Source organism: Aliirhizobium smilacinae (genome assembly GCF_006335145.1).
Lineage (GTDB): Bacteria > Pseudomonadota > Alphaproteobacteria > Rhizobiales > Rhizobiaceae > Neorhizobium > Neorhizobium smilacinae.
In genome coordinates, this window is the sequence record NZ_VDMN01000004.1 from 94,111 (window position 1) to 109,689 (window position 15,579).

A 15,579-nucleotide genomic window follows, 5' to 3' on the forward strand; every position below is an offset into this window, starting at 1 on the left:
TTCTCGCCATCGCGATTCATCCCCGCACCGCGGCATTTACATGCTGCCTTTACTACGCCAGCCCGTCGGAACCCGTTCGCATCCACCGCGTTAATTTGAACCTCACGCGACCGTGAGGTTCAAAATGGATGTCGTGCATGACGCAAGCGGTTTACCTCTCCACAGACCCCTCCAGATTTCCAACGCACCGAAAGCCTGAGCCTTGTTTGATCGACAAGGCCGGCTCACCTGGCTGCGTCAGATTGACGAACTGCGATGCCGAAGAACTGGCTGGCATGGTCAAGCAAGGCGTCGCTGCCAAGTTCTTCGACTGAAGGCCTGATAAGGCGCAATGATCTCAAAGGAGAGCCGAATTTGACGTCCACGGCCGAGCCCCTTCCCGACATCGTCGAGACAAGTCCGCATCTGACGCCCGAAGAGCTTGAGCATGCGCGCAAGAAATATCTGTTGAAGCGCTTCTGGATCAGCGCGCGCGGCTATTGGAGCCGTCACGGTGACCGTTTCGCCTGGCCATGCTCTATCGGTTTGCTTATCCTGATCGGGACCAATGTCGGCTTTCAATACGGCATCAATGTCTGGAACCGCGAGATCTTCGATGCCATCGAGCAGCGGAACGCTGCAACGGTCTATCACCTGGGCACCATCTTCCCGTTTTTGGTACTGGGCAGCGTCGCTCTTGTCACCATACAGGTCTTCGTTCGGATGATGATCCAGCGCCGCTGGCGCTCCTGGCTCACCAAAGCTCTGATCGCACGTTGGCTCGACCACGGTCGTTATTATCAGCTCAACCTCATCGGTGGGGACCATCAGAACCCCGAGGCCCGTATCTCCGAAGATATGCGCATCGCAACGGAATCCCCGGTCGATTTCGTCTCCGGGGTGATTTCGGCATTTGTCTCTGCCTCCACCTTTATCGTCGTCCTGTGGACCATCGGTGGTGCACTGACGCTCCCGATTGCAGGGACCTATATCACCATTCCGGGCTTCCTGGTCGTGGCCGCGGTCATCTACGCCATCGTAACATCCGGGTCGATTGCCTTCATTGCCCGCAATTTTGTCCAGATTTCTGAAGTCAAGAACCAGGTCGAGGCCGAATTCCGCTATTCGTTGACGCGTGTGCGCGAAAATGGCGAAAGTATCGCTCTGCTCGGCGGCGAAGAAGAAGAACGAAACGAACTCGACAGGTCGTTTAAAAACGTGCGCCAGCAATGGCGCCTTCTCGCCCATCAATATATGCGCACGACGCTTGTGTCTCACGGCTCGATGCTGATCGCCCCGGTGGTGCCGGTGCTTCTCTGCGCACCAAAATTCCTCGATGGCAGCATGTCGCTCGGGGAAGTGATGCAGGCCGCTTCGGCCTTCACCATCGTCCAGACGGCATTCGGCTGGCTGGTGGACAACTATCCTCGCCTTGCTGACTGGAATGCCTGCGCCCGTCGCGTGGCATCGCTGATGATGTCTCTCGACGGATTGGAGCGGGCCGAACAGAGCGAAACTGTCGGACGCATTCAACGTGGCGAAACAAGTGGCGAGACGATGCTCAGCCTCAAGGACCTGTCCGTTTCGTTGGGCGACGGGACTGCCGTCGTCAAGGAAACGGAAGTGGATATCGAATCCGGCGAACGGGTACTGGTTTCCGGAGAGTCGGGCTCTGGCAAGAGTACGCTCGTCCGCGCAATATCGGGCCTATGGCCGTGGGGCGGAGGAAGCGTCAACTTCCGTCAGGACGCCAGCCTCTTCATGCTTCCGCAAAAGCCTTACATCCCGTCAGGAACCTTGCGCCGCGCCGTCGCCTACCCGCATGGCGTAGACGATTGGTCCGTTGAGGAGATGAAGGCAGCCTTGGATAAGGTCGGCCTCGGTCATCTCAACGAGAAGCTTGAGGACGATGCCCCCTGGGACCATACGCTTTCCGGCGGCGAGAAGCAGCGTCTCGCATTTGCGCGCCTCTTGCTTCAACGCCCTGAAATCGTCGTCATGGATGAGGCAACGTCGGCTCTGGATGACAAGAGTCAGGACGCCATCATGCAGATGCTGACGGATGACCTACCTGATGTCACCATTGTCAGTGTTGGTCATCGCGCGGAGCTGGAAGCGTTTCACAGTCGCAAGATCACGCTGGAAAAACGCGACGGCGGTGCAAGACTGGTAAGCGATGTGGATCTCATTCCACAGGCCCGGAAACGCAAGGGGTTGTCACGGTTCTTGCCGAAAACTGTCCGATAGCCCTTCAGTCACCGCGAGCCTGACCGCGTAGCGGAGAATCTGGCGGTCTTCGGCTCGCTACGCTTGAAGAATAGGTTGTTTGCGACGGAACAAAACACCCACTGCGCGATTATGAGACGCATCTCGGAAGGAGGATACGCCGATGATGAATATTCATGATTGGCTTGACGCGAAAATAAGCGAACGACGCCCCAAAGTGGTCGCCATGCCCGGCTCGTCTGGTGACTTCGAGCACTCTGAGCAGTTCGTCGGTGAGGCGCTTGCGTTAAAGCTCGCAGCGCTTGCGGATGGTTTTTCGGAGAACGAACTGATCGATGCCTGTGACGGCGATGTCGTGGAATTCGTGATGTGCCGCCAGAATCATCTCATTCATCTGGAAGCGGCGGATCGTCATTGATACCGCTCACCGCCGCGCAAATCTTCAGATGAGAGAAAACATGAGCACCGGAAAAACTGCACGCTCCAGAATGTATGCGTTTGTGAAGGTCATCTTTGTGTCGGGCCTGATGCTGGCCGGCTATTATACCGTTTTCAAGACACCAGGAGAGACCAAGGACTCTCCCACTTCTGAAGTCGTCAATCCACGATCATAACTCGTAAGCAAAAGACCTCGCTTTGGTTTTATCGAGCGATAACCAGGTTTTGCCCGACTTTTTCCAAGTTGGAATTTTTCTCGGTTGTGCTTTTGGAACCCACCACCATACAAGCTCGTTTCAACTCGGATCCAGTTTCCTGTATGGATCTAGGCGGCTGCTCGTGACCCCACAGCAGCCGCTTGATTTTACGGCGCGCAAGATGCCAAGGCGGGGGCCTCGCGGTGAGGAAAACAGCCGCTCCCACATGCAAGGGCCACGCGTCGTCTGGCATTGTTTCGACGATTGACGAAACTGTATGGGCCGGGCCGGTCTACCGGAACATCCAAACCACTAAATAAAAGGAGACGGCATCACTGCCGCCTCGGATCTCTTTGGTCGAATTCAGTATTTCGCCGCGTTATTGGCGCGATTGCCAGCGGTCCGTGCGGCACCGACAGTGTCGGCTTAATCTTGGCCTATGTAACGTCTACTCAGGACTTGCCGACGACGCTTTGGGCGGCGCCCTTGATGTGGCCTTTGGCCTGTTGGGCATCGCCCTTGGCCTCCTGTGCCGCGCCTTTTGCCTGCGTCTCATGGCTACCGGTTGCCTTGCCGACACCCTGCTTGGCTTTTCCGGCAAGCTCGTTGGCCTTGCCTGAAATCTTGTCTGCTGTGCTACCCATGATGAATTCTCCCTTGCGAAGCGGATTTGCTTCGTCGGGTACCCAACAGATGCAACAGCCTTTCGTTCCGCCCGGGCGGAACGCAATCGTCATTCGCGTATTGTGCGGGCTCCAGATGGAACCCGCTCCAGGAAAGGCGACAAATGACTATCCGCTACACTCTTGGCTGCGACCTGTCCTATGAAGTCAAAGGCCCGACCGTTTTTATTTTCAATATTGAGGTCGCCAAGCTTGCTCGCCACCATGATCTGGTCGAACGGCTTATCATCTCGCCCGACCACGAGCATCGCATCTACACCGTGCCGGACATCCGAAATAGATATTTCAGCATCGACGCCCAGCCCGGCCCTTTGAACGTCCGATACGAAGCGGATGTTACACTCGACGTCTTTCGAACCAATCCCGATAGCATCCACGAGACGCCCCTCAACGCGCTGCCCCTCGACATCATGCCGTTTCTCCTGCCGTCAAGATTTGTGCCTTCCGACCGGCTGGCTGCGTTCGCCTTGAGGGAATTCGGTGACAGGCCGGCAGGCCACAACGGTGTTACAGCCATCTGTAACTGGATCTACGACAACATTGACTATCAACGTGGTTCCTCAAACGAACAGACCACCGGCACAGAAAGTCTGATCAAGCGGGCCGGTGTCTGCCGGGATTTCTCTCACATCGGGATAGCGTTTTGCCGGGCTCTCAATATTCCGGCGCGGTTTGTATCCTGTTACGCCTACGGGCTCGAGCCAAGAGACTTCCATGCCGTATTCGAGGCTTACCTGGACGGACGCTGGTGGCTATTCGACGCCACTCGGCAAGCCAATCTGGACGGGCTGGTGCGGATCGGGGTCGGCCGTGACGCCGCGGAAATCGCCTTCGCATCACCATTCGGACAGGTCGAGTTCGGCGAGGTCAAAATCACCATCGAACATGCCGACGGGTCTCCCGAATTACCGGGGCGGACGACTGATGCAATTTCCACTGAGGAACCCGCGCCAAACGCAGGGGCTGCATAGATTACGACGCACGGGGAGGCAATCGGACTGCAACACGCAACCGCTTTGTTTCAAGCACCTGTGGGAGTCTGCCGTCCGAAGGACGCGACACCATTCAGCATGGTGTTCAGCCGTTTAGCCGTATGGCGCCCTCAACGCAGCCGTCTTTTTATCACGGACAAGTTTGTACGCTTCCGACCTCTTCAAGACCTATGCGACTAATTTTCAATCAGTAGAGCGAGGGGGGCGAGCCCCTATGTTCTCACCATCCGGTCAATTTCCCAAGCGGTCACACAGGTAACGTCCCCTCCTCTTCCGAAACAAAACTTCACTACATTCCGGCATCTTCGACTGAACACCAGGGGAACAACTGTATCGCTGATGTGTTATTTCCGCCGAAGGAGACTTACATGCGGATTATTTTCGTCATTCTTATTGCTTCGGTCCTGAGCATAGTTGGTTTCAAGTACATGGACCGGTCGATCGGCGAGACGCAGATCATGGCATCCCCAAATGAGCTTTCCGCCAACAGCTAGGGCCAAAGCCAGGGGATTACAGCACCCGCGCATCTGTATGGCATCCTTTTCATTTCGAACCCGATCCGCCTCAGACAGACACCGGCCAGGGAAGAAATGATTTATCGAGCCCCACGTTTTCCTTTGAAGAAGGAGAATTCAGATGAGACGCAGCACATTCATGATTGCTCTGGCGACCGTATTTGCAGGCGGCCTTGCCGTCCTGTCTGCAGTCGCCCCGCTTCAACCGCTTATGAGCGGCAAGTCTGACCGGCTGAGCGGAAAGCAAACGGAAACGGCATTCCTGCCTGAGCGCTTCGGCGTGCCCGCTAGCCGTCAAGAGTGAGATCAGCACAGCACCCATAAAATATGGCCGGCGCATCATCGAAGCGTCGGCCATATTGATTATTGAGAGGACGCGTCAGTGCACGCCCTTGCCGCCCTGCTCTTCCTCGAAGGTCACGGCAACGTCGCCATTGGCAGACAGCCTTACAGTGTCGCCTTCGATATCGGCGACCAATTCAAGCGGGATGAAGTGGTGATGCCCTTCATGCCGGCCTTCGCCGCTGTCCTTCTTGGTCAGTTTGATACGGCTCCCCTCGACATGATCCACCGTTCCGACGTGAACGCCGTCGGCACCGATAATCTCTGCGTGTTCCTTGATTCTCGCTACGTCGATCATTGCAGATCTCCTTTGTTGCGGGAGAGAAACGCGCGACAACCGACTTCGATGCATTTCAAGAATGGACCGGTCTGAAAATCCGCGCCACGAAAAAACGGCGGCTCGCCTGATTCAGATCATCGGCTTGGCGGTCACCGACAACTTACGGTTATTTAATTTCTCCATCAGAGCGATTCATGGCATGGAGCCAATACGATCCCCCGCCTGCCGGTTGCTACGGTCACGGCATCGACGATGGATTAGAACGACACCGAACCGATGAAAAACGAGGCTGCAGAGTGAACGCCCCTACCGATCCCGCCACACAGGATGCTCCGGATCTCGCCGCGATCCTAGCAACCTCCGGCCGCCAGCGGAAGCGTGGCCGCGGCAAGTGGGTCTTTGCGATCCTTGTTCTGCTCATTGCCGGCGGTGCCGGATATTATTTTTTTGGCACGGGCGATGGCCAGCAGTTCGACTATACGACGCAGGAAGCAAAGACCGGCAACCTGCAGGTCATCGTCACCGCCACCGGTTCTATCCAGCCGACCGATCAGGTGGATATATCCAGCGAGCTTTCCGGCACGGTGCGCAAGGTCAACGTCACCTATAACAGCCCGGTCAAGGCAGGCCAGATATTGCTCGAACTCGACACCAACAAGCAGGAGGCCGACGTCCAGAGCGCCCGCGCCCAGCTTGCATCGGCAAAGGCCAACGTGCTGAAGGCGCAGGCCGAAGCGGCGTCGGCCAAGACATCCTTTGATCGACTTTCAGGACTGGTCAGCAATCGCATTTCCAGCCAGCAGGAACTGGATGCGGCGAAATACGCCTATGATTCGGCGCTGGCGACGATTGAAATCAACCAGGCGGCAGTGCTTTCTGCCGAAGCCAGCCTTCGTCTGACGGAGATCAACCTCTCCAAGCTGAAGATCGTTTCGCCGATCGACGGCGTCGTCCTGACCCGCGACGTCGATCCGGGCGCCACCGTCGCATCCTCACTCAATGCACCGGTTCTGTTCACCATTGCAGGCGATCTGAGGCATATGGAGCTTCAGGTTGCGGTGGACGAGGCCGATGTCGGCCAGGTGCGTGAAGGACAGGAAGCAAAATTTTCTGTCGACGCTTATCCCGACAGAAACTTCCCGGCAAAAATCGAGGCCGTCCGCTTCGCCTCCGAAACCGTCTCCAACGTCGTCACCTACAAGGCGATCCTGACGGTCGACAACGAAGACCTGCTTTTGCGCCCCGGCATGACGGCCACGTCGGACATCACCGTGCAATCGGTCGGTAACGCGCTGCTCGTGCCCAATGCGGCGCTCCGTTACGCGCCGCCTTCGACCATGCAGCCCCGCGGCAGCTTCCTGTCGCGCCTGTTCTCCCCGCCCCGCCCGCGTGGAAATCGCGGCGGCCGTGGTGAAGCAGCGACAGCCGGCCGCTCGGTCTGGGTATTGCGCAATGGCGCGCCCCAACGTGTCCCGGTCGAAATGGGCGCGACCGATGGCCAGTTTACCGTGGTAAAATCGGCTGAATTGAAGGATGGCGACCAGTTGATCACCGAAGCGACAGCCCGCAGCCGGTGACTGGGAGACAGACGATGGCCGCTCCCCTCATAACCTTCAGGCAGGTCTCCAAGGTCTACGGTCGTGGCGAAGCGACCATTCGTGCGCTCGACAGAATAGACCTAACCATCACCCAGGGCGAGTTCGTGTCGATCATGGGCCCGTCCGGCTCCGGCAAATCGACGGCGATGAACATTATCGGCGCCCTCGATCTTCCCTCCTCCGGCGAATACATCTTCCAGGGTATCCCGACGAGCGGTTTCGACCGCGCGCAACTGACCTTGCTGCGCCGGCACATGCTCGGCTTCGTTTTCCAGGGCTTCAACCTTCTGGCGCGCACCTCTGCGGTCGAAAATGTCGAGCTGCCGCTCGTCTATCGCGGCATGGACCATACTGAACGAAGACGCCGGGCTATGGCGGCGCTGGAACAGGTCGGACTTCGCGGGCGTGAAGGACATACGACCCAGGAGCTTTCCGGCGGCCAGCAGCAGCGCGTCGCAATCGCACGGGCCATCGTCACCGATCCCGCCGTGCTTCTGGCCGACGAACCGACCGGCAATCTCGACACCAAGACGAGCGGCGAGATCATGGACCTCATCACAAGGCTCAACCGCGACAACGGCATTACCGTCATCATGGTCACTCATGAGGAGGATATCGCCGCCTATGCGCGCCGGCTTCTCCGTTTCGTCGACGGCCATCTCGTCAGCGACGAAATCCAGGCAAGCGAGGCAGCTCATGTGGTTTGAGACGACAAAACTCGCCTGGCGCGCCATCAGCCGCAACATGCTGCGGTCGTTTCTCACCGTGCTCGGCGTCGTCATCGGCGTGGCCGCCGTCATCGCCATGGTCACGGTCGGCAACGGCACCACTGCCAAGGTGCGCGACGAACTCTCGCGGCTCGGCACCAACACGCTGTTCGTCCGTCCGGGACAATGGGGGCCGGGCCGGGCAAGCACGGAGGCAAAGCGCTTCACCGACGACGATGTCACGGCCATCCGCGATCAGGTGAGCGGCCTGCGCGCCGTCGCCCCCGTCAATCGCGGTACCGTCACCGTCATCGCAGGCGGCGCCAACCGCTCGACCGGAGTCATCGGTACGACCAGCGATTATCTCGTGGCGCAGGACTGGGAACTGGCTTTGGGCCGGGATTTCCTGCCCAACGAAGACCGCGGCAGCCAGGCGGCCTGCATTATCGGCGAAACGACGCGCCGCGAATTGTTCGGCGCCGCCAGCCCTGTCGGCCAGAGCATCCGTGTCAGCAACGTCGCCTGCCCCGTCGTCGGCGTTCTTGCCGTCAAGGGCCAGTCGGGCATGGGCGACGATCAGGACGACACGGTGATCATGCCGCTCAAGCTGCACCAGCGACGCATCGGCGGCACCACGACCATATCGAGCATCATCCTTTCCGCCCAGGAAGGTGTGTCCACGGCAAAAGTTCAGTCGGATGTCGAAAGCCTGCTGAGGGAAAGACGCCGCATCGCCATCGGCCGCGACGACGATTTCTCGGTCAACGACATGTCCCAGATCGCTGCGGCGATGACCGGGACCACAGTGCTGCTCACCGGCCTTCTCGGCGCGGTCGCGGCCGTCAGCCTCCTTGTCGGCGGCATCGGCATCATGAATATCATGCTGGTATCGGTCACAGAGCGCACCCGCGAAATCGGCATCCGGCTCGCGATCGGCGCGCTGGAAAACCAGGTGCTGACGCAGTTTCTGGTGGAAGCGGTGATGCTATCGATCTTCGGCGGCGTGACCGGCATCGTAACTGGCCTCGCACTCGCCTATGGCGTCGTGAGCTACCTTCAGGTGCCCTTCGTGGCGAGCCCGACGATCATCCTGCTCGCCTTCGTCTTTTCGGCGGCTATCGGCATGATCTTCGGCTATTTCCCGGCCCGCCGCGCAGCCCAACTCAACCCGATCGATGCTTTACGTCACGAATAACTGAACCGCAGCGCGGCTCAGTTGGCGGACGCGTCCCGCTCTTCTTCGGCAAAAGCGGACTGGAGTTCGATCTGTACAGCATTCATGAACAGTGCGGCCTGATGACGGATCTCGTCATCCTCGACGCCCTGCGCCCGAAATCCCTTGGCAAACTGTGCCATTTCCGAACGCCAGAAACGGTTTGCCTCTTCGCCATGAAGACGCTGGAGTGCGTCGGCGCATCGCCTTACGTCGGCGGTCCGCCTGTGGGCGGGGAACTGCAGCAGTGTCATGCCATCTCCATACTCGATGGGCCGAATCGCCCGTACATGAGGCCACTTTCGCTGCCAGACCTTCACAAAAAGTGAACCAGCAAAAAACCTTTTGGTTCCGATTCAAGGCCTTGCCGTCCCATTTTCGGACAATATGTTAAGATGGAATCAGGCCTAATGATCGGTGACGCTGGCCCGCGCATCGCTTTGTGGCCAGCCCGGCACAAGCCGAAGCACCCAATCATGTCCGCACGTCATGAGGACAAACGAAAGGGACATGAATGTCTAAGGAACTTGATCTAGTGAACCAGCCGTCAGACCAGTCGATCGCACTCTTCCTGCAGGAAAACGACATGGACGGCCTGACCGACATCCTCGTCGAAGCCCTGTTTCAGGCCCTGAGCATCATGGACGACGACAAGGCCGCCACCGAAACACTGCATTAATCGGAAACCGGCGGCTGATCGTCCTGAGGCATCATCCGCTGGTAATAGACCGCAAGTTCGGGAACATCTTGCGCCAAACTCTCGACCAGATCAGCCGGTGGCATGTTCCCCTCGTAGTGAAGAGCCAAAACCTTCCCATGCCTCTCGGCCAATGACGTATCCCGATTGCGGCTGGCTGCGAAGATCCGCGTTTCCTCCAGCTTGCCCTTGACCGCGATCCTGTCGAGTTCGAACACGCCGAATACCTCATTGACCTCTGCCGCCACCCTTTCGCCGATCAGCAGCGACACGCCATAGGCCTTCGACGCCGATTCCAGCCTTGCTGCCAGATTGACTGCATCGCCGAGCGCCGAATAGTCAAAACGCTGTTCCGAGCCCATATTGCCGACGACGCATTCGCCGGTATTGACCCCGATGCCGATCCTCAGCGGAAAGAAGCGTCGGCCATCGGCTTCCGCCTCATGCTGAAGTTCCTCATTCAGCCTATCCATCGACGCCAGCATGTCGAGTGCTGCGGATACGGCGTGCACCGCATGATCCGGATCGTCAAGCGGCGCATTCCAGAAGGCCATCAGGCAGTCGCCGATATATTTGTCGATCGTCCCGCCATGGGAGAGAACGATTTCTGAAAGCGGCGTCAGCAGCCGGTTGATCAGCGCGGTCAATTGTTCCGGATCGTCCTTCAACTGCTCCGATATGGTCGTGAAACCGCGTACATCGCAAAACAGGATAGACAGGAAGCGCTTTTCACCGCCAAGCTTCAGCTTGCTCGGATCCTTGGCCAGTTGCGCCACCAGCGCCGGTGCCAGATATTGGGAAAACGCCCGCGTGATCTGCCGACGGCTGCGCCGCTCCTGCGCATAGTCCAATGTCGCCTGAGCCGCCGCCACGCCGACAAAAGCGAAGGATGGCGCAAGCGGCGACACGAATATTCCGCCCATGTGAAGCACCAGATAACTCCCGCCGGCCAGAAACAGCACTGCCGCGACACTTCCAACGATCGTCTTCCAACCGGTCCGGCGGCTGACCAGCAGATAGGCACAAAGCGCAGACACGAAGAGAATAACCTGCGCCAAACTGCCTCGTATCTCGGTGATCGAGCGGCCGAAACGCAGATTGTCGAGAATGGTCGCCTGCACCTCGGCACCGGCCGTCAGACGTCCGTCATGCACGGTATGCGATGTGGCAAACGCATCCGCCCCACCACTGTCGATGGAGGGCGCATTCTGCAGGCTCAATCCGACGATCACCGTCTTGCCGGTGAAGAAACCCGGTGGCAGGAAATTGGCGGGATCAAGCGCCTGGTAATAGGAGACCGTCCGATAGGTCCTGGCCCCACCGAAGACCTGCACGAGTTTGCCCTCTTCCGGGACCTCGACGGCATCGCCGCCTGCTGTCGCAATCGTTGCGGCAAACCCGTCGAAAACGGTCGGTACCCGCCGGAATGCACCGTCGCGATCGAGCATTATCGACGCAATCCCGGCCGCAGCTCCCTTCGCGATCAGCATGTCGAGCGGCATCACCCTTATATATTGATCGGCCTGATCCGAGGTGACGACCGTTTCATCCGCAGCCAGAACCACGTCCGGCCCTATCACATCGGCCAGCGCCTGGTCATTCGCAGCCGAAGAGGGTTCGGAGAAGATGATGTCCAGCCCGATCACCTTCGCCCCTGCCGCCCTCAGGTGGGAAACAAGCTGCGCGTGAAGACTGCGCGGCCAAGGCCATTGCGTGTTGATCTCAGCAAGCGACGGCTCATCGATGGCAACGATGACGACATCATCCGAAGGCACCCCCGGCCCCTTGATCGTCGAGAGATAATCGAATGCCCGATAATCCATCAGCGACCAGGCAGGCAGCCGCGACAGAAGCGCCACGGCACCGAAGACGAATACTGCCAGAAGCAGGACCTGCAGCGGACGCGAAACGACCAGCCTGCGCACCGTTGAACGTCTGAAGGCAGGCGGCATCAGAAACGGACCCTGAACGTGCCCTTGAATGAGCGGCCCCAACCGGGCGTGTCGGTGTTCAACTCGATATCCTGGTCCAACAGGTTATAGGCGGCCAGTTCGAGCTCGAAGCGCTTGTCGAACGGCTCCCAGACGAGATTGGCATCGAGCGTCCAGTAATCGTCGAGCGAGGCGCCGGTCTCACCGACGCGCTCCCCTACATAATTGGCGGCAAGCGTCGTCTTGATATGCGCCTGGCTCACCCAGGTCAGCGCCACCTGCCCCGCCCAATCCGGCACGAAAGGCAGCGGCCCGCCCGATGTCGGCGTGCCCGAACCCTTATCCTCGGAATCCGTATAGGCAACCGTCGAGGACAGGCCGAACCCATGGCCCAGCACCGCATTGGCCGTCAGGCTGGCCCGATCAAGTCGCCCTTCCGTCGTTGTGAAAGGTGTCGAGATCAGCGGGACCGGAATGCGCGGATCATCCATTTCCTGATGCTGGTATTGCAGCGCCGTGAAGAAATCTGGCGTCCATTCGGCATCCCAGCGCAGTGCGTAGGTATCGACATAACCTTCCGTCGCGACCGAAATCGCATTCGGTTGGATGCCGACAATACCGATCGGCGACAGCGTCGGCGTCGTCAGGTCAATGCTGCTGCGCATGAAGCCCGCCCGCAGCCACTGGCCATCCACCGGAGACCATGCCAGTCCGATCCTTGGCTCGATCCGCGCCACGTCCGCCGTATCGCCGCTGATATAACTTCCGAACAGGGCGTATTCCGCCTTCAGGCTATCGCTGATCTCATGCAGCAGATCGACATAAACGCGCCCGACGGTGCTGTCGAAACGGTCATCGATTGGCGCAGGAGATACTGGCGGATTCAAGAGATTTTCGGTTCTCTGGATCTGCCTGAGATTGATCCAGCCACCCTCGATGCCATATCGCCAGGTAAAGTCGCCTGACCCCACCATGTGGTTGACGGCCGCGACGTAGGCCTCTTGCCGATACTCTTCATAGGTCTGGCCAAGCGGGATAGGAATGCCGAAAAGACCGGCCTCAAGATATTGAGTATCCTGGCTCTTGATGCCGCTATACAGCAAGGCGGCGTTCACCACGTTCTGATAGCTTACAGTATGGCTCCAGCCCAATCCGCCTGTTGTCGAGCGGGCAGAGACATCCTGCGTAGTCGAAAGCGTTCCCGCCGGCAGGCTGCCCGGTGGCAGGCCGAAAAGGAATGACGGATCGGGAACAGCCGCCGTCAGATCTCGTGAGATCTCGCTCTTCGATTGATTGAAATAGAACACCAGCCGATCGTAAGCCGTCGGGCTTGCGGTCAGATAGGCGTTGGCGCCGATCAGCCTGTTTTCGGTTTCCAGATCGGTCAGCGCCCCGACGTCACGTGCATCCGGCACTTTTTGCCATTGCAGGTTCGCATAAAGGCTCACCGGGAAGGGCAGGTTTCGATAGGCCTGCACCTCACCTTCCGCCGTATACCCCGTCTCGCCTCCTGCAGTCGTGAAACCGCCGCCAAGCTCGACCTCGAAAAACGGCTGCTTCAGCAGGTTCGCCTCGCGCGAACGGCCGGAAATGATATGCGGATCGAGCAGCAATCCCTGCAGCAGAGAGGAAAACGCCTGGCTGTTGCCGTCGTTGGTAATGACGTTGTCGCCGTAGAAATAATTGTCGACGAAAGGATCGCTGCTGCCGCGCAGGCTCTGGTCCACATAGGCCGTCGCCTGGAACGGGTCGAAGGCCGCATCGCCGTAGAATTCGCCCCAGGCATCGAGCCCCTGCAGACGAAACGCGTCGTTGAGCGTCGACCCGGCCTCGTGATTGGCGCCGACGGAGGTGAACTCGCCGCCCCGCGCCTTAGACCGCCGCAGATATTCCTGCGCATGCCTGATCGCACCGATCGAATCGTAATCGTCGATCGCCATCGCGGTCCTCACCGCCGCAATGACGGGATCGTTGTCATCGAGCCGATCGGAGTTGTCGAGTGCCTGATTAGCGGCAACACGATCGCCCTTTTCATAATGCGCGGCGGCAAGCATCAACTGCCCCTGCGAGTATGCGGGATTGGCGACCGTGCCGGCCAGCAGGTCCTCCAGAGCCTTGTCCACCTCACCGGTCTGCAGGTAATAGCGTCCACGCGCGACGAGCGCGAGATCGAAAGCCGGATCGACATCGATCGCCTTGTCGATCTCGGCCTTGGCCTTTTCGATCCGCCCGGTATCGAGATAGAAGATCGCAAGATTGGCGTGCGGGATCGGGTCCTGCGGATCGAGTTCGATCGCCTTGAGAAACGCCACCTCCGCCTCCCGGTTCGCATCTCGGGAAGACTGCACATTGCCGATCACGTTCCAGGTGGAACTACGCCCTGGCGAGACCTTCACGGCCGCGTCGAGATCGTCCATCGCGCCCTTATTGTCGCCCTGGAACCCGGCCTTGTAGAGCGCACGCGCTTCGAGTGCAGTCGGTTCGTTCGGGTCGAGCGACAGCGAGCGATCGACAGCCTCCTGGTATTGCGGCCGGTCGTTCAGCAGAAGCGCCAGCATCGCCCGGTAGGCCGGCAGTTGCGGGTCGCTCGGATAATTTCTTTCGGCATCCTCCAGAACCTTCATCGCTGCGCGAAGATCCTGCAAAAAACCCAGTGCATAGGCTCTGAGAAACGCCGCATCCGGTCCGCCGGCGGCGCGCGGCAATTGCTCGACACGGTTCGGATCGGCAAGGCTGCGCGCGTAATAACCGCCGTAGAGCGCAACGCCCCTGCGGCGGGTATCGAGCCCGCGTTCGGCTTTTTGAAACAGTTTCGCGGCCTGCGCATATTGCTTATTGCCGGCCAGCACTATGGCCTCGATCAGCGTCACCCGTGCCTGCTGGTTCGCATTCAGCGATCGCCCCTTCAGCAAGGCAAGTGTGTCGCGCACCGCCGGGCGGCCCTCCAGCGTCAGTTGAGCCTCCGCGAGCGTCACCCAGTCCTCTGTCGTGCGCATGTCCGCCGGTTTGGCAACGATGCGGTCGGCCTCGCGCCGCATCTGCGCGACCGGCTGGTTCGATGCCGGCATGCGCCCGAAAGCCTCCCGTGCCGGAAGATAAAACAGCATCTGTTCGCGGTCGTCCGAATCGACAATCACGACCTTGCGCGGTGCCTGTCCGATGGAGGCAACGGCACCCTCGCCCTGGCGCACATCGACACTGCCTTGCGGATTGCTGAGCTGGACCTGGCCCTCAAGCACGTTGAGCAAGGTTTTTGCGCCCTCCACCGTCATCGTCCAGTCGGTACCGCGGATGGCGGCGGCCGCCGCCGGCGTCTGCACCTCGACGCCCGGACCACCGCGTTCGGCGCGCGCCCAGATCGTGCCGGCCTGCAGTTCCAGCACCGTGTCGGCACCGGAACCGGACGTGACCTGCTTGACGACCAGCGTCGCATTGCGCCCCATGCGAATCTGCGTCCTGTCGGAAAACAGAATGGCGAGCTGCCCAGTCGCATTCGTGCGGAGCACATCGCCCCCGACGAGATCCTGTTTGAGGTCTACGAACTGCCAGTTCGACACGTCGATGAAGCGCACTTCCTCGCCCGTCTTGCGCGCGATCACGGCTCCGGCCACCGAACCGCCACGCGGCACGGGTTCGCCCCACGACGGAGAGAAAAGCCCGGTCGCAAGCAGCGTCGAAAGAACCGCAAATAAAAACCGATTGAACGCCCCGCCCATGCCGCAACCTGTGGCACAAACATGTAAACTGTCAAGTTTTAGCAAGGGTATCATCTTGCTTTAAA

Annotated in this window: 15 protein-coding genes and 1 pseudogene; 11 read left to right on the top strand and 5 right to left on the bottom strand. The window is 59.3% G+C overall.

What is annotated here, in order from left to right; all coding sequences use genetic code 11:
* Positions 1–185 precede the first annotated feature (185 nt).
* The 4 genes and pseudogenes from FHP24_RS29050 to FHP24_RS28775 all read left to right on the top strand — a co-directional run.
* Positions 186–314 (top strand): annotated as a pseudogene (locus FHP24_RS29050) (L,D-transpeptidase family protein); the annotation flags it as partial.
* Positions 256–2,226 (top strand): ABC transporter ATP-binding protein/permease, encoded by a 1,971-nt coding sequence (locus FHP24_RS18370; RefSeq protein WP_139677694.1) that lies wholly within the window; start codon positions 256–258, stop codon positions 2,224–2,226. The pseudogene FHP24_RS29050 and the gene FHP24_RS18370, both read left to right, overlap by 59 nt.
* 142 nt (positions 2,227–2,368) lie before the next feature.
* Positions 2,369–2,623, top strand: coding sequence for a hypothetical protein (locus FHP24_RS18375; RefSeq protein ID WP_139677695.1), 255 nt, complete (start codon positions 2,369–2,371; stop codon positions 2,621–2,623).
* A 40-nt stretch (positions 2,624–2,663) separates the two neighbouring features.
* Positions 2,664–2,819 (top strand): hypothetical protein, encoded by a 156-nt coding sequence (locus tag FHP24_RS28775; protein WP_180356046.1) that lies wholly within the window; start codon positions 2,664–2,666, stop codon positions 2,817–2,819.
* A 473-nt stretch (positions 2,820–3,292) separates the two neighbouring features.
* Here the strand turns inward: FHP24_RS28775 and FHP24_RS18380 are convergent, their stop codons facing one another.
* Positions 3,293–3,484 carry a CsbD family protein gene (locus FHP24_RS18380; RefSeq protein ID WP_139677696.1) on the bottom strand — a complete coding sequence of 64 codons (192 nt, stop codon included), beginning with the start codon at positions 3,482–3,484 and terminating at the stop codon, positions 3,293–3,295.
* 149 nt (positions 3,485–3,633) lie between these two features.
* Here FHP24_RS18380 and FHP24_RS18385 point away from each other — a divergent pair, with 149 nt between their 5' ends.
* The 3 genes from FHP24_RS18385 to FHP24_RS18390 all read left to right on the top strand — a co-directional run bounded on the left by FHP24_RS18385 (position 3,634) and on the right by FHP24_RS18390 (position 5,334).
* Positions 3,634–4,494: a transglutaminase-like domain-containing protein gene (locus tag FHP24_RS18385; RefSeq protein WP_139677972.1), complete on the top strand. Its 861-nt coding sequence runs from the start codon at positions 3,634–3,636 to the stop codon at positions 4,492–4,494.
* Between the two features lie 389 nt (positions 4,495–4,883).
* Complete coding sequence (locus FHP24_RS29240; RefSeq protein WP_281287457.1) at positions 4,884–5,009, top strand: hypothetical protein; 126 nt, start codon at positions 4,884–4,886, stop codon at positions 5,007–5,009.
* Between the two features lie 142 nt (positions 5,010–5,151).
* The gene (locus FHP24_RS18390) at positions 5,152–5,334 is read left to right on the top strand and encodes a hypothetical protein (protein ID WP_139677697.1); all 183 of its coding nucleotides are present in this window, start codon (positions 5,152–5,154) and stop codon (positions 5,332–5,334) included.
* A 75-nt stretch (positions 5,335–5,409) separates the two neighbouring features.
* Here FHP24_RS18390 and FHP24_RS18395 read toward each other — a convergent pair whose 3' ends face one another.
* The gene (locus FHP24_RS18395; RefSeq protein ID WP_139677698.1) at positions 5,410–5,670 is read right to left on the bottom strand and encodes a DUF2171 domain-containing protein; all 261 of its coding nucleotides are present in this window, start codon (positions 5,668–5,670) and stop codon (positions 5,410–5,412) included.
* 278 nt (positions 5,671–5,948) lie between these two features.
* Here FHP24_RS18395 and FHP24_RS18400 point away from each other — a divergent pair, with 278 nt between their 5' ends.
* From FHP24_RS18400 to FHP24_RS18410, 3 genes are read left to right on the top strand one after another with little or no spacing between them, the layout of a single operon-like run.
* On the top strand, positions 5,949–7,229 hold the full coding sequence (locus FHP24_RS18400) for an efflux RND transporter periplasmic adaptor subunit (RefSeq protein WP_246091832.1): 1,281 nt from the start codon (positions 5,949–5,951) through the stop codon (positions 7,227–7,229).
* A gap of 14 nt (positions 7,230–7,243) precedes the next feature.
* Positions 7,244–7,957 carry an ABC transporter ATP-binding protein gene (locus FHP24_RS18405; RefSeq protein ID WP_139677700.1) on the top strand — a complete coding sequence of 238 codons (714 nt, stop codon included), beginning with the start codon at positions 7,244–7,246 and terminating at the stop codon, positions 7,955–7,957.
* A complete protein-coding gene (locus tag FHP24_RS18410) occupies positions 7,947–9,152 on the top strand; it encodes an ABC transporter permease (RefSeq protein ID WP_139677701.1) in 1,206 nt (401 codons plus the stop codon). Before FHP24_RS18405 ends, FHP24_RS18410 begins: the two co-directional genes overlap by 11 nt.
* 17 nt (positions 9,153–9,169) lie before the next feature.
* On the opposite strand, the gene FHP24_RS18415 is transcribed toward FHP24_RS18410, so the two are convergent.
* Positions 9,170–9,424, bottom strand: a complete 255-nt coding sequence (locus tag FHP24_RS18415) for a DUF6074 family protein (RefSeq protein ID WP_139677702.1) — start codon at positions 9,422–9,424, stop codon at positions 9,170–9,172.
* 260 nt (positions 9,425–9,684) lie between these two features.
* Between FHP24_RS18415 and FHP24_RS28780 the strand changes: the two genes are divergently transcribed.
* Positions 9,685–9,849, top strand: coding sequence for a hypothetical protein (locus FHP24_RS28780; RefSeq protein WP_180356049.1), 165 nt, complete (start codon positions 9,685–9,687; stop codon positions 9,847–9,849).
* Here FHP24_RS28780 and FHP24_RS18420 read toward each other — a convergent pair.
* Together FHP24_RS18420 and FHP24_RS18425 are read right to left on the bottom strand one after the other, a co-directional pair.
* Positions 9,846–11,819: a CHASE2 domain-containing protein gene (locus tag FHP24_RS18420; RefSeq protein ID WP_139677703.1), complete on the bottom strand. Its 1,974-nt coding sequence runs from the start codon at positions 11,817–11,819 to the stop codon at positions 9,846–9,848. The genes FHP24_RS28780 and FHP24_RS18420 overlap by 4 nt on opposite strands.
* Positions 11,819–15,514: a FecR domain-containing protein gene (locus FHP24_RS18425; protein ID WP_139677704.1), complete on the bottom strand. Its 3,696-nt coding sequence runs from the start codon at positions 15,512–15,514 to the stop codon at positions 11,819–11,821. Before FHP24_RS18425 ends, FHP24_RS18420 begins: the two co-directional genes overlap by 1 nt.
* Positions 15,515–15,579: the final 65 nt, after the last annotated feature.